21 protein-coding genes are annotated in these 22,772 nt (G+C 64.9%); 18 read left to right on the top strand and 3 right to left on the bottom strand.

The genetic code is table 11. The annotated features are described in order from the left end of the window. Positions 1 to 245: 245 nt before the first annotated feature. Positions 246 to 2,309 carry a 3-hydroxyacyl-CoA dehydrogenase NAD-binding domain-containing protein gene (locus QMX78_RS11630; protein WP_282269646.1) on the bottom strand — a complete coding sequence of 688 codons (2,064 nt, stop codon included), beginning with the start codon at positions 2,307 to 2,309 and terminating at the stop codon, positions 246 to 248. A gap of 236 nt (positions 2,310 to 2,545) precedes the next feature. Between QMX78_RS11630 and rpoE the strand changes: the two genes are divergently transcribed. The 9 genes from rpoE (at position 2,546) to recO (ending at position 11,518) form a co-directional block, all read left to right on the top strand. Then, positions 2,546 to 3,166, top strand: a complete 621-nt coding sequence (gene rpoE, locus QMX78_RS11625; RefSeq protein ID WP_282269645.1) for an RNA polymerase sigma factor RpoE — start codon at positions 2,546 to 2,548, stop codon at positions 3,164 to 3,166. Further along, on the top strand, positions 3,163 to 4,071 hold the full coding sequence (locus QMX78_RS11620; RefSeq protein ID WP_282269643.1) for a sigma-E factor negative regulatory protein: 909 nt from the start codon (positions 3,163 to 3,165) through the stop codon (positions 4,069 to 4,071). The genes rpoE and QMX78_RS11620 overlap by 4 nt, the downstream gene beginning before the upstream one ends. 128 nt (positions 4,072 to 4,199) lie before the next feature. Continuing rightward, positions 4,200 to 5,720: a DegQ family serine endoprotease gene (locus tag QMX78_RS11615; protein WP_282269641.1), complete on the top strand. Its 1,521-nt coding sequence runs from the start codon at positions 4,200 to 4,202 to the stop codon at positions 5,718 to 5,720. Positions 5,721 to 5,879: 159 nt separating this feature from the next. Next, positions 5,880 to 7,670 carry a translation elongation factor 4 gene (gene lepA / locus QMX78_RS11610; RefSeq protein WP_282269647.1) on the top strand — a complete coding sequence of 597 codons (1,791 nt, stop codon included), beginning with the start codon at positions 5,880 to 5,882 and terminating at the stop codon, positions 7,668 to 7,670. 108 nt (positions 7,671 to 7,778) lie between these two features. Then, on the top strand, positions 7,779 to 8,582 hold the full coding sequence (gene lepB / locus QMX78_RS11605) for a signal peptidase I (RefSeq protein WP_282269639.1): 804 nt from the start codon (positions 7,779 to 7,781) through the stop codon (positions 8,580 to 8,582). Between the two features lie 29 nt (positions 8,583 to 8,611). Continuing rightward, positions 8,612 to 8,986, top strand: coding sequence for a DUF4845 domain-containing protein (locus QMX78_RS11600; RefSeq protein ID WP_282269637.1), 375 nt, complete (start codon positions 8,612 to 8,614; stop codon positions 8,984 to 8,986). Further along, positions 8,976 to 9,653, top strand: coding sequence for a ribonuclease III (rnc, locus tag QMX78_RS11595; RefSeq protein WP_282269635.1), 678 nt, complete (start codon positions 8,976 to 8,978; stop codon positions 9,651 to 9,653). The genes QMX78_RS11600 and rnc overlap by 11 nt, the downstream gene beginning before the upstream one ends. Continuing rightward, the gene (era, locus tag QMX78_RS11590; RefSeq protein WP_282269633.1) at positions 9,650 to 10,552 is read left to right on the top strand and encodes a GTPase Era; all 903 of its coding nucleotides are present in this window, start codon (positions 9,650 to 9,652) and stop codon (positions 10,550 to 10,552) included. Before rnc ends, era begins: the two co-directional genes overlap by 4 nt. A gap of 243 nt (positions 10,553 to 10,795) precedes the next feature. Continuing rightward, on the top strand, positions 10,796 to 11,518 hold the full coding sequence (gene recO, locus QMX78_RS11585; RefSeq protein WP_282269632.1) for a DNA repair protein RecO: 723 nt from the start codon (positions 10,796 to 10,798) through the stop codon (positions 11,516 to 11,518). A 29-nt stretch (positions 11,519 to 11,547) separates the two neighbouring features. On the opposite strand, the gene QMX78_RS11580 is transcribed toward recO, so the two are convergent. Continuing rightward, a complete protein-coding gene (locus QMX78_RS11580) occupies positions 11,548 to 12,261 on the bottom strand; it encodes a hybrid sensor histidine kinase/response regulator (protein WP_282269631.1) in 714 nt (237 codons plus the stop codon). Between the two features lie 124 nt (positions 12,262 to 12,385). Here QMX78_RS11580 and rlmD point away from each other — a divergent pair, with 124 nt between their 5' ends. The 9 genes from rlmD (at position 12,386) to QMX78_RS11535 (ending at position 20,850) form a co-directional block, all read left to right on the top strand. Continuing rightward, positions 12,386 to 13,726, top strand: a complete 1,341-nt coding sequence (gene rlmD / locus QMX78_RS11575; protein WP_282269630.1) for a 23S rRNA (uracil(1939)-C(5))-methyltransferase RlmD — start codon at positions 12,386 to 12,388, stop codon at positions 13,724 to 13,726. A gap of 3 nt (positions 13,727 to 13,729) precedes the next feature. Continuing rightward, positions 13,730 to 14,215, top strand: a complete 486-nt coding sequence (locus QMX78_RS11570) for a CYTH domain-containing protein (RefSeq protein WP_282269629.1) — start codon at positions 13,730 to 13,732, stop codon at positions 14,213 to 14,215. Positions 14,216 to 14,353: 138 nt separating this feature from the next. Then, a complete protein-coding gene (locus tag QMX78_RS11565) occupies positions 14,354 to 15,049 on the top strand; it encodes a DsbA family oxidoreductase (RefSeq protein WP_282269627.1) in 696 nt (231 codons plus the stop codon). A gap of 79 nt (positions 15,050 to 15,128) precedes the next feature. After that, positions 15,129 to 16,136: a beta-N-acetylhexosaminidase gene (nagZ, locus tag QMX78_RS11560; protein WP_282269625.1), complete on the top strand. Its 1,008-nt coding sequence runs from the start codon at positions 15,129 to 15,131 to the stop codon at positions 16,134 to 16,136. After that, the gene (locus QMX78_RS11555; protein WP_282269623.1) at positions 16,136 to 16,687 is read left to right on the top strand and encodes a hypoxanthine-guanine phosphoribosyltransferase; all 552 of its coding nucleotides are present in this window, start codon (positions 16,136 to 16,138) and stop codon (positions 16,685 to 16,687) included. The genes nagZ and QMX78_RS11555 overlap by 1 nt, the downstream gene beginning before the upstream one ends. Before the next feature lie 101 nt (positions 16,688 to 16,788). Next, positions 16,789 to 17,535 carry an S-methyl-5'-thioinosine phosphorylase gene (locus tag QMX78_RS11550; RefSeq protein ID WP_282269621.1) on the top strand — a complete coding sequence of 249 codons (747 nt, stop codon included), beginning with the start codon at positions 16,789 to 16,791 and terminating at the stop codon, positions 17,533 to 17,535. Between the two features lie 90 nt (positions 17,536 to 17,625). Further along, positions 17,626 to 17,832, top strand: coding sequence for a cold-shock protein (locus tag QMX78_RS11545; RefSeq protein ID WP_057506519.1), 207 nt, complete (start codon positions 17,626 to 17,628; stop codon positions 17,830 to 17,832). Positions 17,833 to 17,911: 79 nt separating this feature from the next. Then, positions 17,912 to 19,150 (top strand): NAD(P)/FAD-dependent oxidoreductase, encoded by a 1,239-nt coding sequence (locus tag QMX78_RS11540; RefSeq protein WP_282269613.1) that lies wholly within the window; start codon positions 17,912 to 17,914, stop codon positions 19,148 to 19,150. Between the two features lie 62 nt (positions 19,151 to 19,212). Further along, the gene (locus tag QMX78_RS11535) at positions 19,213 to 20,850 is read left to right on the top strand and encodes an acyl-CoA dehydrogenase family protein (protein ID WP_282269612.1); all 1,638 of its coding nucleotides are present in this window, start codon (positions 19,213 to 19,215) and stop codon (positions 20,848 to 20,850) included. Here QMX78_RS11535 and QMX78_RS11530 read toward each other — a convergent pair whose 3' ends face one another. Then, positions 20,851 to 22,548: a diguanylate cyclase gene (locus QMX78_RS11530; protein ID WP_282269611.1), complete on the bottom strand. Its 1,698-nt coding sequence runs from the start codon at positions 22,546 to 22,548 to the stop codon at positions 20,851 to 20,853. Positions 22,549 to 22,772 lie beyond the last annotated feature (224 nt).

Below are 22,772 nucleotides of genomic sequence, written 5' to 3'. Positions count from 1 at the left end.
CGGCAGAGGCTTTACCGGTAGATTTTCGACGTTGTAGGAGCGGCGTCAGCCGCGAAGCTGGCATCGCTGAAATCACCGGTACAACTGCAATCTGATTGATCTGTGGCTTCGCGGCTGACGCCGCTCCCACAACCTGGGGCGCGTGCCGGCAAGGCCACTGCCGAGCATGGCTCGGCACTACAGATTGAACGAAAAACGGAGCCTTTCGGCTCCGTTTTTCGTTCAATCAAGCAACCCGCAGAAGCTCAAACCACCGGCTCACGCAGCTCCGGCATGTCCCAGCCTTGGCGCGGTGCAAAGCGATCGCCATGGCGTGCCTGCAAGGTCTTCAGCTTCTCGACCAGGACATCCACGCCGGTGGTACGGATATGCTGGATCGGGCCGCCACGGAACGGGGCGAAACCGGTGCCGAAGATCACGCCGGCATCGAGCAGGTCGGCATCGGCGACCACGCCCTCGTGCAGGCAGGCCACGGCCTCGTTGAGCAGCGGCAGGATCAAGCGGTCTTCCAGATCCGACGGCGCCTGGTAGTCCTTGGCGACTTCCGGCTTCACCGCGCGACCGTTCTCCCACTTGTAGATGCCCTGGCCGTCCTTCTTGCCGCGCTTGTTCGGCTCGACGGTCGCCAGTGCGGCCGGGATCTGCAGGCCGAGGAAGGGCGCCAACTCCTTGCCCACGCCTGCGGCCACGTCCAGGCCCACCGTATCCAGCAGCTCGATCGGGCCCATCGGCATGCCGAACTTGACCGCCGCCTTGTCGATCACCGGGCCGGGGATGCCTTCGGCATAGGCGGTGGCGGCTTCCAGCATGTACGGGAACAGCACGCGGTTGACCAGGAAGCCGGGCGTGCCGGCCACCGGCACCGGGAACTTGCCCAGCGCCTTGCAGAACGCAGCCAGGCGCTTCTCGGTTTCCGGCGCCATGCCGTCGTGGTGGATGATCTCCACCAGCGGCATCTGCGCGACCGGGTTGAAGTAGTGCAGGCCGGCAAACTGTGCCGGACGCTGGATGTGATCACGCAGCTCGACCAGCGGGATCGAGGAGGTGTTGGTGGTCAGCAGCGCGTCGGCCTTCATCTTCGGCTCCAGCGTCTGGTACAGCGCACGCTTGGCTTCCGGGTTCTCGATGATGGCTTCGATCACCAGATCGGCATCGGCAACGCCGTCACCGGCGAGATCGGCCTTCAGTCGTGCGGCCACTTCCGGGCGCTTGCTCTCATCGCGCACCTTCTTGTCGAACAGCGCCTGCGCGCGGGCCATGGCCGGGTCGATGAAGCGCTGCTCACGGTCCTGCAGGGTCACGTTGAAGCCCTTGTAGGCCGCCCAGGCCGCAATATCGCCGCCCATCACGCCGGCACCGACCACGTGCACGTGCTTGATGCCAGAGTCCTTGCCGCCCAGGCCCTTGAGCCGTTCGGTCAGGAAGAAGATGCGGATCAGGTTGCGCGCGGTCGGGCTGCTGGCCAGCTTGACCACGGCGCGGCGCTCGGCATCCAGGCGCTTCTGGATCGGGCTGCCGCCGGTGCGCTCCCAGGTGCTGATCAGCGCGTAGGGCGCCGGGTACTGGTCCTTCTTGGCCTTGCGTGCGACCTGCTTGGCCATCTGCGGGGCGAGGATCTTGCGGGCCAGGAAGGTATTGGTGGCCCAGGCAGTGGCACGCTGCTTGAACGGGCGGGTCACGCCGGTCTGCAGCAAGGCGATGGCCGCGTCGACCAGCACCGCCGGGGCGGCGACCTTGTCGACCAGGCCGATCGCGCGCGCGGCCGAAGCCGACAGGGTGCGGCCGGTCAGCATCATGTCCATCGCCGCTGGCGCACCAACCAGCTGTGGCAGGCGTGCACTGCCACCCCAGCCCGGGAAGATGCCCAGCTGGGTCTCGGGCAGGCCGATGCGGGTGGACTGATCGTTGGACGCCACGCGGTAGCGGCAGGCCAGCGCCAGCTCGGTGCCGCCGCCCAGGCAGTGGCCGTGGATCGCGGCGACGGTCGGGCAGGGCAGTTCGGCCAGCTTCTGGTAGACGCTCTGGCCGCGGCGGATGGCGTCATTGACGGTGCCGCGGCGGTCGAATTCCTGGAATTCCTTCAGGTCGGCGCCAGCGATGAAGCCGGCCGCCTTGGTCGAGCGCACCACCACGCCCTTGGGCGGGTCGATGGCCAGGCGCTCGACGATGTCGCCCAGTTCCAGCAGCACGTCCTGCGACATGGCATTGACCGGGCTGTCCTTGCGGTCGAGGCTGAGCACTGCCACGCCATCCTCGCGCAGCTCGGTTTGCCAATGATTGAAGCGGAGCCCGTCGAAGCCTGAGAGCATGGGACGTTCCATCCGGTTGTGTATGGAGAAGACCGCTATGATCCAGAGGTTGTTTCCCTGCCGTCAAATCCCAATGTCAGGAAGTGTGTTGGGCTTATCTGGTCAGCGCCCCCGGAGGTTAGCCGAACGGGAGTTAAAAGCTGGTGCGGTGCTGCTGGGACAGGGTGCTGAACTTTTGCCGCGAACAGCGGTCTTATTGCCCGACGTCGGTTGGGCTGACAGGAGTGCGGCCCGTTATGGCCGAGGTTGAAACACCGCAGGAGCTGGACCTGGAACTGGTCCGGCGTGTGCAGCGCGGCGAAAGCGCGGCGTTCGATGTGTTGGTGCGCAAGTATCAGCATCGGATCATCGCGTTGATCGGGCGCTACATCGCCGACTGGAGTGAATGTCAGGACGTGGCCCAGGACACTTTCGTGCGCGCTTACCGTGCGCTCGGGAATTTCCGTGGCGACGCCCAGTTCTATACCTGGTTGCATCGGATCGCAGTGAATACCGCAAAAAACTACCTGGCAGCACACAACCGGCGCCCCCCCACCGACGACATCGAGATCGGCGACGCCGAGCAGTTCGACAGTGGGGTCCGCTTGCGCGACAACGACACGCCCGAGCGTGAGTTGATGCGCCAGGAACTGGAACAGACCGTGATGAAGGCGGTTGATGCGTTGCCCGAAGAGCTGCGCTCAGCCATTACGTTGCGAGAGGTGGAAGGCATGAGTTACGAGGATATCGCGCAGAAAATGGGATGCCCGATCGGCACGGTGCGGTCGCGGATCTTCCGTGCCCGCGAGGCCATCGATACACAGCTGCGTCCCTTGCTGGATAGCCCCAGCGCTACCCGTGAACGGAGTCGCGTATGAACCCGCAAGACCGTAACCCGGTGTCGGCCGGTGCTGCGCCGGACAAATTCGAATTGCACTACCGCCAGCAGCTGTCGGCGCTGGTGGATGGCGAGCTGGCTGCCGACGAGGCGCGCTTCATGCTGCGCCGCTTGGAACACGACAGCGAGCTTTCAGCCTGCCAGGAGCGCTGGCAGGTAGTGGGTGACGTGATGCGCGGCCAGGCCTGCGCACCGGCTCCCTTCGATTTCAGTGCGCGCGTGCGCCAGGCCGTGGACGCGGATGCGTTGCAGAACGGGCCGCTCGTGGCCGCGACCGCAGCACAACGTGCGCCGCAACGTGCCGCGCGGACAGGTTGGCGGCGGTGGGGCGGCGGTGCCGCTCTGGCTGCCTCGGTGGCTGCCGTGGCCTTGTTCATGGCCCGCGAACAGCTGCCTGAAACGAATGCACCGACGCCGGTCATCGCGACCACGGCGGAAGTTGCTCCCGCACCTGTGCAGCCTTCGGCCCCTACCGCAGCTGATGCCGGCAATGTCGCCGGTCTGGTTGCGGCGGCACCTGCGGTTGCCGCAGCCGTGACCCGTCGCCAGGATGCCAGCGCTCGCCGCGGTAGCGCGACCCGTACCCAGCAGGCAGCGCGGGCTGGTACCGCGCGTATGGCCGAGCCGCAACGGGCGATTGCTTCCGCGCCGGTACTGCCGGCAACCCCGGCGTTGCGCCAGGACCCGTTTGCCACCGGCAATGGCGTGCTGCATGCACGGCCATGGCCACGCTCGACGGTGGCGCCGTCGCTGTCGCAGGGGGCGCTCAACGCCAGTTTCCCTGCGCAGGAGCAGGGCGGGGCGACGTTCTACCCGTTTGAACCGCGCATGCCGACACAGGGTGCCGACGATGCCGAGTCGCGCAGGCTGTTGCCGCGTCAATGAGTGTTGCTTGCCGGTCGCCCGCCTCAGGGCGCCCGGTTTTCCCCGGATTCCAGGTTTGTGCGCTGTGGTTGGGCGTACCGGGCTTGGCTGTTCTTTCCCGCTTTGACTGAATTGGAGGCTCGAAGCTGATGACCCCACGTATCCAAAACAAGGTGTTTGGCCTGCTGGCGATGACCCTGCCGTTGGTGGCCTGCGCGCAGAGCCCGGCACCGGATGCGCCTGCCGCGCAGGCGACCGCCACCCGCGCCGCCCCCGCGCCGCAGCTGGTGCAGGGCCTGCCTGACTTCACCCAGTTGGTCGACCAGGTTGGCCCGGGCGTGGTCAAGGTCGATACCGTGATTGGCGCGCGCCGCAATCCGCGCGCTGCCCAGCAGGGCCCGGACATGGACCAGATGCCGGAGTTCTTCCGCCGCTTCTTCGGTCCGGATTTCCAGATGCCGGGGCCTGGCCAGCAAGGGCCGGACAGCGGGCCGCGTGGGCGCAGCATGGGTTCGGGCTTCATCATCTCCAATGACGGCTATGTGCTGACCAACCACCACGTCATCGATGGTGCCGAGTCGGTCAAGATCACCTTGAGTGATCGCCGCGAGTTCACCGCCAAGGTGGTTGGCAGCGATGCCCAGTACGACGTGGCGTTGTTGAAGGTCGAGGCCAAGAACCTGCCGACCGTGCGCGTTGGCGACTCCAACAGCCTCAAGCCGGGCCAGTGGGTGGTGGCGATCGGCTCGCCGTTCGGCCTGGATCACTCGGTTACTGCCGGCATCGTCAGTGCGCTTGGCCGCAATACCGGTGGTAACGAGCAGCGCTATGTGCCGTTCATCCAGACCGACGTGGCGATCAACCAGGGCAACTCTGGCGGTCCCTTGCTGAATACGCGCGGCGAGGTCGTCGGCATCAATTCGCAGATCTTCTCCGCCTCCGGCGGCTATATGGGCATCAGCTTCGCGATCCCGATCGACCTGGCGATGAGCGCGGTCGAGCAGATCAAGAAGACCGGCAAGGTCAGCCGCGGCCAGTTGGGCGTGATGGTCGGTGAGGTGACCAGCGACATCGCGCAGGGCTTCAAGCTGCCTGACAGCCGCGGTGCGCTGGTCAACCAGATGGTGCCCGACAGCGCGGCGTCCAAGGCGGGTATCGAGGTGGGTGACGTGATCCGTGCGGTCAATGGCACCGAGATCAATACCTCCAGCGAGCTGCCGCCGATGATTGGCGCGATGCCGCCCGGCAGCAAGGTGCGGATGAGCATCCTGCGTGACGGCAAGCCACGCGATATCACCGTTACCCTGAGCGAACTGGCCGAGGATGCGGCGCGGCCGGGTAATACCGCCGCCACTGGCGATGAGGCCAAACCGCAGGCCGGTGCCAATGCCCTGCTGGGGCTGGAAGTGGCCGATCTGACCGCTGCCGAGCGTCGCCAGCTTGGCCTGGAGTCGGGCGAGGGCGTGCGCATCACCGCCGTCAACAGCCAGTCGGGCCGCGAGGCGCGTCTGGCCCCGGGCATGGTGGTGCTGCAGGTCGGGCGTGCCCCGGTGGGCAGCGTCGCCGCCCTGAACCGGGAGCTGGCCAGCTACAAGAAGGGTGACGTGGTCATGTTGCTGGTCCGTGCCGGCGCCAACAGCGCCTTCGTCCCGGTCCGTGCCGGCGAATAAGCCCGCCAGACCTTGTGATTGCAACGGGAGCCGCCTTCGGGCGGCTCCTTTCGTTCAGCTGCCGGCCAAACCCTGTGCGGGGCTTGGCTCCGGCATGCGATAATGGCCCGTTATCCTGACGACGCAGCGCCGCCGCCGCCACCTATGTCACATGATTCGATGCGGATGATCCGCAACTTCTCCATCATTGCCCACGTTGACCACGGTAAGTCCACCCTGGCCGACCGCATCATCCAGTTGTGTGGCGGCTTGACCGCGCGCGAAATGGAAGCGCAGGTCCTGGACAACAACCCGATCGAGCGCGAGCGTGGCATCACGATCAAGTCGCAGTCGGTGTCGGTGCCGTATACGGCCCGCAACGGCCAGACCTACTTCCTGAACTTCATCGATACCCCCGGCCACGTCGACTTCTCCTATGAAGTCAGCCGCTCGCTGGCCGCCTGCGAAGGCGCGCTGCTGGTGGTCGATGCGGCCCAGGGCGTGGAAGCGCAGTCGGTTGCCAACTGCTACACGGCCATCGAACAGGGCCTGGAAGTGGTGCCGGTGCTGAACAAGATCGACCTGCCCACCGCCGACATCGACCGCGCCAAGGCCGAGATCGAAGCGGTGATCGGTATCGATGCCTCCGATGCGGTTGCCGTCAGCGCCAAGACCGGCCTGAACATGGAAGAGGTGCTGGAGGCCATCGTGCACCGCATCCCGCCGCCGGCCGACCGTGGCAGCGACAAGCTGCAGGCGCTGATCATCGATTCCTGGTTCGACAATTACCTGGGCGTGGTCTCGCTGGTGCGCGTCATGCAGGGCCAGATCAAGGCCGGCGACAAGATCCAGGTCATGTCCACCGGCCGTTGGCATCTGGTCGACAAGGTCGGCGTCTTCACCCCCAAGCGTAAGGAAATGCCTGCGCTGCGTGCCGGTGAAGTGGGCTGGATCAACGCCAGCATCAAGGACGTACACGGCGCGCCGGTTGGCGACACCCTGACCCTGCAGGCCGATCCAGCGTCCGAGCCGCTGCCCGGTTTCCAGGAAATGCAGCCGCGCGTGTTCGCCGGCCTGTTCCCGGTCGATGCCGAGGACTACCCGGACCTGCGAGAAGCCCTCGACAAGCTGCGCCTGAACGACGCTGCGCTGCGCTTCGAACCGGAAAGCTCCGAAGCGATGGGCTTCGGCTTCCGCTGCGGCTTCCTCGGCATGTTGCACATGGAAATCGTGCAGGAGCGCCTGGAGCGCGAGTACAACCTCGACCTGATCAGCACCGCACCGACGGTGATCTACGAGGTGCTCAAGAGCGACGGGACCATCGTGATGATGGACAACCCGGCCAAGCTGCCGCCGGTCAACCAGGTGGAAGAGATCCGCGAGCCGATCATCCGCGCCAACATCCTCACCCCCGAGGAATACATCGGCAGCATCATCAAGCTGTGCGAAGAGAAGCGTGGCAGCCAGATCGGCATCAACTACATGGGCAGCCAGGTGCAGATCAGCTATGAACTGCCGATGGCCGAAGTGGTGCTGGACTTCTTCGACAAGCTCAAGTCGGTCAGCCGTGGCTACGCCTCGCTGGAATACCACTTCGTGCGCTTCGACGCCGGCCCGTTCGTGCGCCTGGACGTGCTGATCAACGGCGACAAGGTTGACGCCCTGTCGCTGATTGCCCACCGCAGCCACGCCGACCGCCGTGGTCGCGAGCTGTGCGAGAAGATGAAGGACCTGATTCCCCGGCAGATGTTCGACGTGGCCATCCAGGCCGCGATCGGCGCGCAGATCATCGCCCGTACCACGGTCAAAGCCATGCGCAAGAACGTGCTGGCCAAGTGCTATGGTGGCGACGTTTCGCGTAAGAAGAAGCTGTTGGAGAAGCAGAAGGAAGGCAAGAAGCGCATGAAGCAGGTTGGCCGCGTGGAGATTCCACAGGAAGCCTTCCTTGCTGTGCTGCAGATGGACAAGTAACAGTGAATCGAGAGTAGGGAATGGGGAGTCGTAACGGCCGGGCGAGAACGCTTTGGACTGCGCGATTCCCTGCTCCCCATTCCCCGTTTCCATTCCGAAGGAACTTGAATGAAATGGTTTGAAATCATCCTGGTTGTGCTGACCCTGGGCTCGGGCCTGGTGGTGCTGCTGGACAAGTTGTACCTGCGCAAGCGCCGTGCCGAGAAGGCCAGCCTGCTGGACAGCGAAGAGCCGGCGGTGGTGGATTACTCGCGCGCGTTCTTCCCGGTGCTGGCGGTGGTGTTGATCCTGCGCAGCTTCGTGGCCGAGCCGTACAAGATCCCCTCCAGCTCGATGATGCCCAACCTGCTGATCGGCGACTTCATCCTGGTCAACAAGTTCTCCTACGGCTTCCGCTTGCCGATCACCAATACCAAGATCATCCCGGTGGCCGAGCCCAAGCGCGGTGATGTGGTGGTGTTCAAGCCGCCGCATGCGCCGGACCAGAACTGGATCAAGCGCGTGATCGGCCTGCCGGGCGACCGCATCGGCTTCCACGGTGACACCTTGTCGATCAACGGCGTGCCGATGGTCTACGAAGACCGCGGCGAGTATGTCGGCAAGGGCCCGGGTTCGGAAATGACCGGTGCCTCGCTGCTGACCGAACAGCTGCCGGGTCGCAGCCACACCGTGCTGGAGCTGCTGGGCCGTGCCGACCCGCGGGGCCAGGGTGACTGGGTGGTGCCGGAAGGCCAGTACTTCGTGATGGGTGACAATCGCGACAACAGCGAGGACAGTCGCTTCTGGACCCAGACCCACTTCCTGCCGGAAGAGAATCTGCGGGGCAAGGCGTTCCTGATCTGGCTGAACTGTGAAGGCTGGTTCTGCAAGGGTAGTTTCGAGCCGTCGCGTATCGGGGCGGGCATTCAGTGAGTGGACAACGCGTTTCTGGGGAGATCGCAATGAAGCACAAGCAAGCAGGTATGACGCTGACCTCGTTCCTGATGGTGTTGGCGGTGGTGGGCTTCGGGCTTTACATCGTCATGAAGCTGTTCCCGATGTACCAGGAGTTTTATTCGATCAAGGTGGCGATGAAATCGATGGCCAACGAGTCAACCGGAGAGTTCAATCCTTCGAATGCGACCCAGGCTTTTTTCAAGCGCATGGATATGAATTACTCCGACACGGTCAAGCGCGACAACATCAAGTTCGAGCGCACCGACGGTGGCTGGCGGATGAACGTGACCTATGAGGTGCGCAAGCCGCTGATCGGCAATCTGGACATCGTAGGCAATTTCACAAATTCCCAGGATTTCACCTCAGGCAGTGCTCAATAAAACGTTCCAACGGGGTGACCTGATCGGTCATCCATTCAAGGACCAGGGTCTGCTGAAGCAGGCCCTGACCCATCGTAGTGCCGGCGCTCCGCATAACGAGCGCCTGGAGTTCCTGGGCGACAGCATCGTCAACATGCTGATTGCCGAGGCATTGTTCACCCGTTGGCCCAAGGCGGACGAGGGCGCGCTGACCCGCGCCCGCTCGGCGCTGGTCTGTGAAAGCGCGCTGGCGGTGATCGCACGTGCGCTGCAGCTGGGCGACCGGCTGACGCTGGGCCCGGGCGAGATGAAGTCGGGCGGCCACCGCCGCGACTCCATCCTCGCCGACACCTTCGAGGCCGTGGTTGCTGCCATTTATCTGGACGCCGGTTTCGAAGCCTGCCGCGAGCGGATAATGCCGTGGTTCGAGGCCTCGCTGTCGGCGGTGCCGGCAGGCAAGCCCGAGAAAGACCCCAAGACACGCCTGCAGGAATGGTTGCAGGCCCGGCAGAAGACCCTGCCGGTATACGAGCTGGTATCGGAGACCGGCGACGACCACGCCAAGCACTTCCGTGTGCGCTGTTGCGTGGCTGACCCCGCCGTAAGTACCGAAGGCGAAGGCACTTCGCGACGGCTGGCCGAACAACAGGCGGCAGCCGCCGCAATAGAGCAATTGGATTCCAAGTGAACGACACCTCCTCTCATCGCTGTGGCAGCGTCGCGGTCATTGGCCGCCCCAACGTTGGCAAGTCGACCCTGACCAACGCCCTGGTCGGCGCCAAGGTCAGCATCGTCTCCAACCGTCCGCAGACCACCCGCCACCGTCTGCTCGGTATCGCCACCTACCCGGAAGGGCAGCTGGTGCTGGTCGATACCCCTGGACTGCATCGCCAGCAGAAGCGCGCGATGAACCGGGTGATGAACCGCGCCGCGCGTGCCTCGCTGGAAGGCGTGGACGTTGGCTTGCTGGTGATCGAAGCCGGTCGCTGGGACGAAGAAGACACCCTCGCGTTCAACGTGCTTAGCGATGCAGGCGTGCCGGTGGTGCTGATCGTCAACAAGGTTGATCGCCTGAAGGACAAGGGCGCGCTGCTGCCGTTCCTGCAGGAGATCACCGTCGGCCGCGAATTCGCCGCCGTGCATCCGATCTCGGCGCTGAAGCGCAATGGTCTGGACGCGCTGGTGCGTGACCTGATCGGGCTGGTGCCGGAAGGCCCGCCGATGTTCGGCGAAGATGAAATCACCGACCGCAGCCAGCGCTTCCTCGCCGGCGAGCTGGTCCGCGAGCAGCTGATGCGCCAGCTTGGTGAAGAGCTGCCGTACGCTACTACCGTGGAAATCGAGCGCTTCGCCGAAGATGGCGCATTGCTGCGCATCGGCGCGGTGATCTGGGTCGAGCGCGAAGGCCAGAAGGCGATTGTCATCGGCAAGGGCGGCACCCGCCTGAAGGAAATCGGCGCCAAGGCGCGCCTGCAGATGGAGCGTCTGTTCGGTGCCAAGGTGTTCCTGGAAACCTGGGTGCGCGTACGCGAAGGCTGGTCTGACGACGAGGCCGCGCTGAAGGCCTTCGGTTACGGCGAGCAGTAAGCTTTTCAGCCGGGAATCGGGAGTGGGGAATCGGCAATGGAAACTGCCTGATTCTGCCGCGATATGCGGTTTTCGGCTGTTTTCTGGCCGCGTGGCAGGTCAGGTTGTGTGATGAATACCGATGCTGCGACGACGATAGGTCGTAGCGATAGCCGGCCGCCAGGGAGCCTGACGAAGGCCGACTGGATTACGGTCGCGGGCTGTTCCGACTCCGATTCTCCATTCCCGACTCCCAGTCTTGAGATGCGCATCGACGACCAGCCCGCTTACGTGCTGCATGCCCGGCCTTGGCGCGAGACCAGCCTGCTGGTCGAGGTGCTGAGCGTGGAGCATGGCCGCCTGGGCCTTCTTGCGCGGGGTGTGCAGGGGCCAAAGAAGCAGGCACTGCGCGCGGCCCTGCAGCCGTTGCAGGCAATCCGTTTTGACGCACAGCAGACTGGTGAGCTGGCGCAGCTGCGCCGGGCCGAAAGCCAGGATGTGGCGCCGCGCCTGCATGGCCACGCCATGCTTGCGGGGTTCTATATCAACGAACTGGTGATGCGGCTGACACCGCGGCAGGATCCCTTGCCCGAGCTGTATGTGGCTTACGGTGAGCTGCGCGGGCAGCTGGATCAGCCGGACACGCTGGCGTGGTCACTGCGTCGCTTCGAACGTGATCTGCTTGACGCATTGGGCTTTGGCTTCGACTGGAGTTGTGGCGCCGACGGTGAGCCCATCGATCCGGCGGCGCGCTATCGGTTGGATCCGTTGCAGGGCCCGCTGCGGCTGCTCAGTGAACGCAACAACGAACGCCGAGCGTTGGCGACCGGTAGTGCGTTGCTGGCATTGGCCGAGGATCAACAGCCCGACAGCAGCGATGTTGCCAGTCTGCGCCTGCAGATGCGTGCAGTACTGCTGCACCACCTTGGCGGTCGCGGGCTCAAATCCTGGGAAATGCTGGGTGAACTACCCCGTCCACAAACGTAGTGCCGAGCATGGCTCGGCACACCATCCGATCAGCGCAGCAAGGCGCTGACAGCGTTGCCGAATTGTTGCCGTGCCTGCATCGATGCGGGGTCGTGATTCAGCTGGCGCACTGCAAATGCCAGGCGCGAGGCGCCAACAAAACCACAGCTGGCCTGCAGCTTGTGCAGCTGTGCATGCAGGGCTTTGTCGTCATGCTTTTCAAGTGCATGACTGACCGCGTCGCGGGTGCCTGGCAACTCCGACAGGAACAATTCGCGCAGTGCACGCACGTGCGCCTGTTGCCCGTTCAGCGCGTTCATCGCGGCTGATTCGTCCCAATCCAGCGCAGCTTCGGCAACGGCGCCGTCAGCCTTTGCAGTGGACCTGGTCAGCGCACGGCGCACGCTCTTGAGCAGCGCATCGCGACTGATCGGCTTGACCAGGGTTTCCTGAAAGCCGGCCTGTTGCAGCGTCATCTGCATTTCCTGACTGGTATCTGCGGTATGCGCCAGTGCAACGGTGTGCGGGTGGCGTTCACGCAGACTGCGCAGAAGACCGGCGCCATTGCCGTCAGGCAGGTTCACATCGAGTAGCCACAGGTCATAACTGACGCTCTGTGCCCAACGCAACGCGCTGGCGCACGAATCAGCGATATCAACCTTGGCCGGTAGCGATTCCAGCACAAACTGGAAGAAGCCCTGGCTGGTCATGTCGTCCTCGACCAGCAACAGACGCGGCGGGTTTCCTTGGTGATGCGTATTCATCTGCTGCCTCCATGTCAGCTACTGCCCGCATATTAGCGATGGCACCGTGATCTGCAAGTCATCGGGGTGTTCACGTTAAGCATCTGCGACAATGGCCGCCCTTTTGCCCGCAGCCTGTTGCCACGTGGCCCGATCCAGATCCCCCCGCATAGACAAGACCCCGTTCCAGACCGACATCCTCGACCTGAGCCACGACGGCCGTGGCGTTGCACGCCGTGAAGGTGAGGGTGGCAAGGTCACCTTCATCAGCGGCGCGCTGCCGCAGGAAACGGTGATGGCCGAGCAGACCGGCAAGAGCCGTCATTTCGATGAGGCCAAGACGGTCGAAGTGCTGAAGGCCTCGCCGCATCGCGTCGAACCGCGCTGTCCGCATTTCGGGGTGTGCGCAGGCTGCGTACTGCAGCACCTGGAAGAGTCGCGGCAGATTGTCGCCAAGCAGCAGGTGCTGACCGACAACCTGACCCGCATCGGCCACGTCAGCCCGGGCGAGGTGTTGCCGGCGCTGGCGGGTGACAGCTGGGGCTACCGCCGCAAGGGGCGCTTCTCGGTGCGCCGCGTCGAGAAGAAGGACAAGACGCTGGTTGGCTTTCGCGAACTGGATCCGCGCTTCGTCGCCGATCTGTCGCAGTGCCTGACGGTGATCCCGGAGATCGGCAGCAAGGTCGGCGCGCTGTCCGCCTTCATCGAAACACTGGATGGCAAGCGCGACATCCCGCAGATCGAATTCATCGCCGGCGACGCCGCGATCGCCCTGACCGTGCGCCACCTGCAGCCGCTGAGTGATGCCGACAAGCAGGCATGGATCGCATTCGGCCAGGAGCACGGCTTCGCGATCTACCTGCAGTCTGGTGGCCTGCACACCGTGGCCCCGTTGTGGCCGGCCGAGGGCGTGGCGCTGTCCTTCGCGCTGCCGCAGTGGGATGTGGACCTGGCGTTCCGTCCGCTGGATTTCATCCAGGTCAACGCCAAGCTCAACCAGCAGATGATCGCGCATGCGCTGACCTTGCTGGATGCACAACCGGACGAGCGCGTGCTCGACCTGTTCTGTGGCCTGGGCAACTTCACCCTGCCGCTGGCGCGCAGCGTGCGCGAAGTGGTCGGCGTGGAAGGCGAGGCCGGGCTGGTCGCGCGCGCCAAGGAAAACGCCGAGCGCAACGGCCTGGCCAACGCCGAGTTCCATGCCGCCGATCTGACCCTGGATCAAAGCGAAGCGCCGTGGATGAAGCAGGGCTTTGACAAGTTGCTGCTCGACCCGCCGCGTTCGGGTGCGATCGATGTGCTCAAGCAGTTGCCGCTGGACCAGTTCAAACGCATCGTCTACGTCAGCTGCCATCCGGGTTCGCTGGCGCGCGACGCTGGTTACCTGGTCAACGAGCGCGGCTTCACCCTGGTATCGGCTGGCGCGATGGACATGTTCCCGCATACCGCGCACGTGGAAAGCATTGCCGTCTTCGAGAAGAGGTAAGCGGTGGGTATCGAGATCGAACGCAAGTTCCTCGTCACCAGCGATGACTGGCGGGCCGTCGCGCACGCCGTCATCCCGATGGCGCAGGGCTATATCAACGATACGGCGGCGATGGAGAGCGGTGCGCAGAAGGCTTCGGTGCGTGTCCGCATCCAGGGCGACGAGGCCTACCTGAACATCAAGTCACGCGAGCTCGGCCACACCCGCCAGGAGTTCGAGTACCCGGTGCCGGTGAACGAGGCGCGTGAGCTGCTGGCGTTGTGCGTCGGTGGCCTGATCGACAAACGCCGATATCTGGTCCAGCACGACGGCCTGCTGTGGGAAGTGGACGAATTCCTCGGTGACAATGCCGGACTGGTAGTGGCCGAAGTGGAACTGGAGAGCGCCGACCAGGTGTTCGCCAGGCCCGACTGGGCCGGTGCCGAAGTCACTGACGAATTGCGTTATTACAATCTGGCCTTGGCATCCAGGCCGTACACCCAATGGTGAAGTGCCTGTAGTGCCGAGCCATGCTCGGCAGGGCCTTCACAAGCAAACCCTGTAGTGCCGAGCCATGCTCGGCAGAGGCACTACCGGCAAAGCTTCAGCCGAGCATGGCTTGGCACTACTTTGATATTAGGAACCCGCATGCGCATCGATATCTGGTCCGACGTGGTCTGCCCCTGGTGCTGGATCGGCAAGCACCGCTTCCAGCGCGGCCTTGAGCTGCTGGGCGCCGACGTGCCCGATATCGAGGTGCGCTGGCATCCGTTCCTGCTTGATCCTGACGCAGACACCACTCCGGTGCCGCTGCTGGAAGCCTACGCGGCCAAGTTTGGCGGCGCCGAACGTACCCGGCAGATGCTGGCGCAAACCCAGGGCACCGCCCAGGCCGAAGGCCTGCCGATGGATTTCGGCAAGGGTCAGGTCAAGGTCAGCACCGTGCTGGCGCACCGGCTGATGTGGCTGGCCGGACAGTACGGGGTGCAGGAACAGGTGGGTGAGGCGCTGTTCCGTGCGCACTTCGCCGAAGGCCGCAACCTGGCCGATCCGCAGGTGCTGATTGCTGCCGCCGCGGCGGGCGACATCCCGGCTGAGCGTGTGCAGGCGATGCTGGCGTCCGACGAGGGTCTGGCCCAGGTCCAGGCTGGTATTGGCCAGGCCCAGGCGTTGGGTATCCAGTCGGTGCCGACCTTCGTCATCAATGGCCAGTACGCAGTGCAGGGCGGACAGCCGGCAGAAGTGTTTGCCGACGTGCTGCGCAAGATCGCCGCCGAACAGGCGCCGTCGGCGGCCGCCAGCCAGGATGAACAGGCCTGCGGCCCGGACGGTTGCAGCGTCTGAACGCGGCCTCTGACGCGGCGGGCGCCATCTGCGACAATATTCCGCTACGCCGCAGTCTGCGGTGGATTGGAGTCCTTGCATGCTTTTGATCGGCGTTGCCGGCACCGAACTGACTGCCCAGGAGCGTGACTGGTTGCAGCACGACGCCGTGGTCGGGGTGGTGCTGTTCAAGCGCAACTTCGCCTCGCGGACGCAGGTGGTCGAGCTGACCGCGGCGATCCGCGCTGCCACCGCACGTCCGCTGCTGATCAGCGTGGACCAGGAAGGCGGGCGCGTGCAGCGCTTCCGCGAGGGCTATGCCGATCTGCCGCCGCTGGAAGGCTTCGGCAAGCTCTATGCGACCGATCCGGAAGCTGCCCTGGCGCTGGCCGAGCAGCACGCCTGGCTGATGGCCAGTGAAATCCGCGCCAGTGGCCTGGACCTGAGCTTCGCGCCGGTGGTGGACGTTGGCCATGGCAACCTGGCCATCGGCAACCGTGCCTTTGGCGAGGACCCGCAGGTCGTTGCCACCCTGACCGCTGCCTATGTGCGTGGCATGCACTCGGCCGGCATGGCCGCCACGCTCAAGCATTTCCCCGGCCATGGCACGGTCCGTGAGGACACCCATGTGGACACCGCGGTGGACCCGCGGCCCCTGGCCGAAATTGAAGCCCACGACCTGATACCGTTCCGGGCCGGCATTGCCGCTGGGGCCGACGCAGTGATGATGGCGCACGTCATCTACCCGCAGGTGGCGCCGGAGCCGGCAGGCTACTCGCCGCGCTGGATCAACCAGATCCTGCGTGAGCAGATGGGCTTCCGTGGCGTGGTGTTCTCCGACGACATCGGCATGGCGGCCTCGTTCGCCGCCGGTGGGGTCAAGGCCCGCGTTGATGCGCACCTGGATGCCGGCTGCGACGTGGTGCTGGTCTGCCACCCGGAGCTGGTCGAAGAATCACTGCTGGCCGTGACCGGCCGCAGCTTGAATACCGCCGCCCTGTTGAGCCTGATCGGCCGCGGGGCGATGGGCTGGGGCGGCCTGCTGGCCGACGCCCGCCACGCCGATACCCGTAATCATCTGTTTGAAAACCTTGGAAGAACCGCCTGATGTCCAAACTCACTCTTGAACAAGCCGTGGCCCAGGCCGACCTGCTGGTCGACCGTCCCACCATCGACACCGCCATCGCCGGCATCGCCGACGCCATCGCGCGTGACTACAAGGGCGAAGTGCCGGTGTTCATCTCGATCATGAACGGTGCGCTGCCGTTCGCCGGCCAGTTGGCATTGGAGCTCGGCGCACGCGGTCAGGACGCGCAGTTCGACTACATGCAGGCCTCGCGCTACCACGGCGAGACCGGCGGCGAGCTGGTCTGGAAGCACCGCCCGGTGTCGGCCCTGTTCGGCCGCCGGGTGATCCTGGTCGACGACATCCTGGACGAAGGCTTCACCCTGCAGGGTGTGCGCGAATGGTGCCTGGAGCAGGGCGCGACCGACGTGCGCATTGCCGTGCTGACCGTGAAGAAGCACGACCGTTGCCTGCCGGGCGTCAAGGCTGACTACGCCGGTATCGAACTGCCGGACCGCTTCGTGTTCGGCTTCGGCATGGACGTCAACGAATCGCTGCGTTCGCTGCCGGCCATCTACGCAATGAAGCAGTAATACCGGTGGCCGATGCTTGCCATCGGCTTTCGGTCTGATCGCGGCTGGGCCACGCCAAGGGCGTGGCTTGCGCGTGCCCAACGAGAACATCAGGAATGAGCATGGAACCTATCGCCCTGGCCGTTATTGGCGGCACCGGCGTGTACAAGCTGGCCGCGCTGGACGATGTCCAGACCCATGAAGTGGAAACCGTCTACGGTGCCCCCTCGGGCCCGGTCCGGGTTGGCCTGTTGAACGGCCAGCGCGTGGCGTTCCTTGCCCGGCATGGCGAAGGCCATTCGATTCCGCCGCACAAGATCAACTACCGCGCCAACCTGGCCGCGCTCAAGCAGCTGGGCGCAAGCCGGGTGCTGGCCTTGAACACGGTGGGCGGAATTGGCGACGACTTCGGTCCGCGCGTACTGGCCTGTCCGGACCAGCTTATCGACTACACCTGGGGTCGGATTTCCACCCTCAGCGAGGAGGAGGGCAGCGAGGTCCTGCATGTGGACTTTGGCCACCCCTACACGCCGTCGTTCCGTGCCAAAGTGCTGGCGGCGGCCAAGGCCAAGGGCGTGGCCATCCAGGACGGCGGCTGTTACGGCGCCACCCAGGGCCCGCGCCTGGAGACCAATGCGGAAATCGCGCGGATGCGCCGTGATGGCTGCGATCTGGTCGGCATGACCGGCATGCCCGAAGCCGGGCTGGCGCGCGAATTGGGGCTGGAGTACGCCTGTCTGGCGATCGTCGCCAACTGGGCCGCTGGCTGCGGCGATGCCGAGGAGATCACCATGGCCGAGGTTTTGGCCAATGTGGAGGCAGCTTCGTCCGGTTTGCCGACTTTGGTGGGTGAATTGGCCCGGGGGTGATTGTCATCCCGGCTTAAGGTTTGCATACTCCGCCAGTACGCCTCATTCAGCGTGCATCAATCCATTCATCGAACAAGGTCTCGCATCACCATGCCGAACGGTACCGTCAAGTGGTTCAACGACGCCAAGGGATTTGGCTTCATCTCACCGGAGGACGGCAGCGCCGATGTCTTCGCGCACTTCTCCGCGATCAATTCCAAGGGCTTCCGCAGCCTGCAGGAAGGCCAGCGCGTCAGCTATGACGTGACCCAGGGCCCGAAGGGTGCCCAGGCTTCGAACATCACGCCGGCCGAGTGATCCACCCGGTTGTGCGGAAGAACCCCGCTTCGGCGGGGTTTTTTTTTAGCAATGGCAGTCGGCCCAGGGAGGGACTGCAATGAGCAAGACACTGGATATCGCCATCGTCGGCTATGGCACGGCCGGTCAGGCACTGGCGGTGCTGCTGTCGCGCGACGGGCACCGGGTGCAGGTTTTCGAGCAGGCGGCGACCCCTGGGCCGGTAGGTGCGGGTTTCCTGCTGCAGCCCAGTGGCCTGCAGGCGCTGTGGCAGATGCAGTTGATGCCGCAGGTGCTGGAGCACGGCGCGGTGGTGCGCCGCCTGTACGGCGAGACCCCGTGTGGACGCGCGGTGATGGATATGACTTACGCCGGGCTGGACGCGCGCCTGTGCGGCGTGGGCATGCAGCGCGGGGCGCTGTTCTCGTTGCTGGATGTGGCCTGGGATGCCGGCCCGTCGCTGCATGTGGACAGCCATATCAGCGCCATCGATGAATCCCTGCAGCGCGTACAGGACCAGCACGGGCGTTGGCACGGTCCGTTCGACCTGGTGGTCGCCACCGACGGTTCTGGCTCCGGCCTGCGCGCGCAGGTGCAGGGCACCAAGCTGGATCGCGTTTACCCCTGGGGCGCGCTGTGGTGCCTGTTGCCGCGTGGTGATTGGCAGCATGGCGATGAGCTGCGCCAGCGCTACGTGGCCGCACGCAAGATGATCGGCCTGCTGCCGGTGGGCACACGACCGGGCGACAACGAACAGCGCCTGAGCTTCTTCTGGAGCCTGCCGCGCGACGGTTTCCAGGCCTGGGAGCGCGATGGGCTGGAACCGTGGCTGGATGAGATCGCCACGCTGTGGCCGGAAGCGCGCGAGCGCCTGGCCGGGGTCAGCGTGCAGGCGCAGCTGGCCCGCGCAAGCTACCGCGATGCGGTGATGCAGCGCTGGTACCGCGGCCGCCTGGTATTGGCAGGTGACGCGGCGCACTCGATGAGCCCGCAGCTGGGGCAGGGCGTCAACATGGCATTGATGGATGCGATGGCGCTGCGCGATGCCTTGCGCGCGGAGCAGAACATTGATGCCGCATTGGCGCGTTACCAGCACCAGCGCAAGGCGCATGTGTGGCTGTATCAGTTCTGGAGCCGCTGGCTGACACCGATCTTCCAATCCGATCACGATTGGATCGCCAATGGCCGCGACCTGCTGTTCAAGCCGATGGGGCGCATGCCTGGCGGTCGTGGCCATATGCTGCGGGTGCTGAGTGGCACCCAGCATGGCCTGTTCGGCAAGCTCGCACTGCAGGATGAATTCATCGCTGCGCTGGCCGAGGTCGCGCAGAAACGCTGAGCAACGGGCGGACGGCGGGCGCTTGCGGCAGAATCAAGGACGGTCCTCCACGAGTCGCCGCCATGCTGCCGCCGCCGCCGTTTGAAACCCACGTCGTCGACAACCAGCCGCCGCCGTTTGCCGAACGTGACCTGTGGCACGACGATCTGGCCTTGCAGCAGAGCCTGCAGCGCGAGGGTGCGCAAGCCTTCGCGGGGGCAGTGCAGCACTACGGCCTGCTGGCCGGTGGCGAGCTGTACCGGATCGGCTTCGATGCTAACCGCCAGCGGCCGCTGCTGCGCACGCATGACGCGCAGGGCAACCGGATCGATACCGTCGATTTCCATCCGGCGTATCACCGCTTGATGGCCACGGCGAAGACCCGCGGCGTTGCCGGGCTGTCATGGCGCTCGGCGCAGCCCGGCGCGCATGTCGCGCGTGCGGCCTTGAGCTATCTGCACCATCAGGCCGAAGCGGGTACCAGTTGCCCGTTGACCATGACCCACGCCGCCGTGCCGGTGTTGCGGCAGGAGCCTGCACTGGTGGAATGGGCCGACAAGGCGGCAGCACCTTTCTACGATGCCCGCGATCTGCCTATTGGCGACAAGCCCGGCATCACCGTCGGCATGGGCATGACCGAGAAGCAGGGCGGCTCCGATGTACGCAGCAATACCACCCTGGCAACGCCGTTGGCAGGCGAGGGCGAATACAGCCTGGTCGGGCACAAGTGGTTCTTCTCCGCGCCGATGTCCGATGGCTGGCTGGTGCTGGCGCAGGCACCGGGTGGACTGAGCTGTTTCCTGATGCCACGCCGACTGGCCTGCGGGCGGCGCAACAACTTCCATCTGATGCGCCTGAAGGACAAGCTCGGCGACTGGGCCAATGCCTCCAGCGAGGTGGAGTTCTGCGGCGCCTGGGCGCGGCGTGTTGGCGAAGAAGGACGCGGCGTGGCCACCATCATCGAGATGGTGATGCTGACCCGGCTGGATTGCATGCTGGGCTCGGCCGCGCAGATGCGCATGGCCTTGGTGCAGGCGCTGCATCATGCGCGGCACCGGCGCAGCTTCGGCAAGCTTTTGGTGGAGCATCCGTTGATGGCGAATGTGCTGAGCGATCTTGCAATCGAATCGGAGGCTGCGACCACCTTGGCGATGCGCGTGGCGCGCGCCGTCGATGGCGCGCCGCAGGACGCACATGAAGCCGCCTTCGCGCGGATCGGCACGGCGATCGGCAAATTCTGGATATGCAAGCGCGCACCAGGCTTCGTCAACGAGGCGCAGGAATGCCTTGGCGGTGCCGGCTATGTGGAAGAGTCGATGTTGCCGCGGTTGTACCGGCAGGCGCCGCTGAACTCGATCTGGGAAGGCAGCGGCAACGTGCAGTGCCTGGATGTGCTGCGTGCCTTGCAGCGTGAGCCGGAAACACGCGTGGCCCTGCGGGCAGAGCTGCAACAGGTTGCCGGTCGCAATGATGACTATGACCGCGCGCTTGAGGTTGCCTTGCGCCAACTGCAGGACGCCGAACTGACCCAGGCAGATGCGCGCGCGCTGGTCAGTGATATCGCGGTATTGCTGCAGGCAGCCGCGTTGCTGCGCGCGGACAGCCCGCTGGCGGCGCTGTACGCGCAATCACGCCTGCCGCGCGCGGCCGGTGTCTACGGCGTGCTGCAGGCCGCAACGCCGTTTGCGGACGTCCTGCAGCGCGCCTTGCCGCAGGCCTGATCAGCCGGCGCCATCCATTGCCGGGTCGAAGCGCAGCACCTGGTTGCGGCCGCTGCGCTTGGCACGGTACAGCGCGGCATCGGCCTTGCGCAGGAGAGTGAGGCCAGCCACGCCATCGACCGGATACGTGGCCACGCCCAGTGAGATGGTGATCGGTGGCAACGTCTTGCCGGAGAACGGCACGCTCATCTGCGACAGCGCAAGACGCAGTTCCTCGGCCTGGCGCAGCGCATTGCTGCTGTCCGACTCGGGCAGGATCACGGTGAACTCTTCGCCGCCATAGCGGCAGGCGATGTCTTCGCCGCGCAGGCGCGAGACCAACAGTTGGCCGATGGCTGCCAGCAAGGCATCGCCGCCGCCGTGGCCGTGGGTGTCGTTGAACTGCTTGAAGTGATCCACATCCAGCATGATCACCGACAGCGGGAAGTCGCGGCGACCGCAGCGTGCGATCTCGCGGGTCAGTGATTCTTCCAGATAGCGCCGGTTGTACAGCCCGGTGAGTGGATCGCGGATCGACTGCAGGCGCAGCGACTCGCGCAGGCGCAGGTTGCTCAGCGCAAGCGACAGCTGCTCCACCGCTGATTCGGCGATGTTCAGGCGCGGTAGCGGGCCGGGGCCAGCACCAGAAAGGAATAGAAAACCAATCTGTACGCCTTGTGCCGACATCGGGATGCAGGCGGTGGCGACACTTTGGCCGGGCTCGGGTCGGCTGATATGCGGGCAACTGGCATCGCGCAGCAGGTCATCGATGACATGCGGTTGCCCACGCCGGATCGCCCAGCAATCACTGGGCGGCAGGAAGGCGCTGGTTTCCACCAGGGGTGTGCCCCAGCTGACGATGTTCTCGACACGGTCATTGGAGGCGCGCAGCAGATAGACCGAACCGGCGACATTGGGCATCAGCGCTTCCAGCGTGCGCGCGCTGATTTCCAGTGCTTCTTCGGGGTTGGCACAGCTCTGCAGCAGGCCGGTATAGCGGCCCAGGGTCTGCAGGTCGGCACTGGAACGTTCGATCTGTTCCAGGTTGCCCGCCAGTTGCTGGCTGGCGCTGGCTGCACGCTTTTCGGCGCGGCTGCGGCGGCGCAGTTCGGACAGCAGGATGCCGTACACCGATCCGACCACGGCTAGGCCGAAGGGGATGCCGGCAAAGGCGAGCCCGAGCAGCAGATCAGCGCTACGGCGCGAGCTGGCGGCACGGTCCACCAATAGCTCGTGTTCCTCCTCGACCATGGTCCGCACCTGCTGGCGGATGGCGCTGGTGGTGCGGAATGCACTCTGGTTGATCGCCGCGCGTGCGGCGTCCAGACCTTGGCCGTCATAGATATCGACGACGTGCTGGATCTGCTGCAGGCGCTGGTTTACCAGCTCGTTGAGCATGAGCGCATTGCGCGCCTGATCGGGATTGTCGGGGATCGACCTGGACAAACTGCTCAGCAGCAGCGGAAGTCGTTCCACGCTCACCTGGTAGTCAAGCAGATAGGCCTGGCTGCCGGTCAGCAGGTAGCCGCGCTCGGCCGATTCTGCATCCAGCACCATGGACTGGATCTCATCGATCTGGCTGATGACTTCGTGGGTGTGGGCGACGAGTTGTGCGTCGGCGATGAACCTGCGCGCACCGACGAATACACCGACGCCAATGGCAACGAACACCAGCGCCGAGAATATCAGCGCGAATTTACTGCCCGTGTGTTTCCGCATCCGGTCCTTGACTGCATGTTCAAGGTGATACGCACGTGCTGCCCACGCGCGCGTGATCACATGCCAACCCGGATGGTGTGCATCCGGCCCCGTGACATCACGCATCCTGCGCGAGCGCCACGCAGCTGTCATCGACATGACAGCTGCGTGGCGAGTCTATCAATGCTTGGCGGCGTCTGGTTTCTCGCGCGCCTGCGTGGCGGCGTCGTGGGCGTGGTCGGCAA

Source organism: Stenotrophomonas sp. PS02298, assembly GCF_029959445.1.
Taxonomy (GTDB): domain Bacteria; phylum Pseudomonadota; class Gammaproteobacteria; order Xanthomonadales; family Xanthomonadaceae; genus Stenotrophomonas.
The sequence above is the reverse complement of the archived record's forward strand: the minus strand, read 5'-3'. Positions and strand labels throughout refer to the sequence as shown.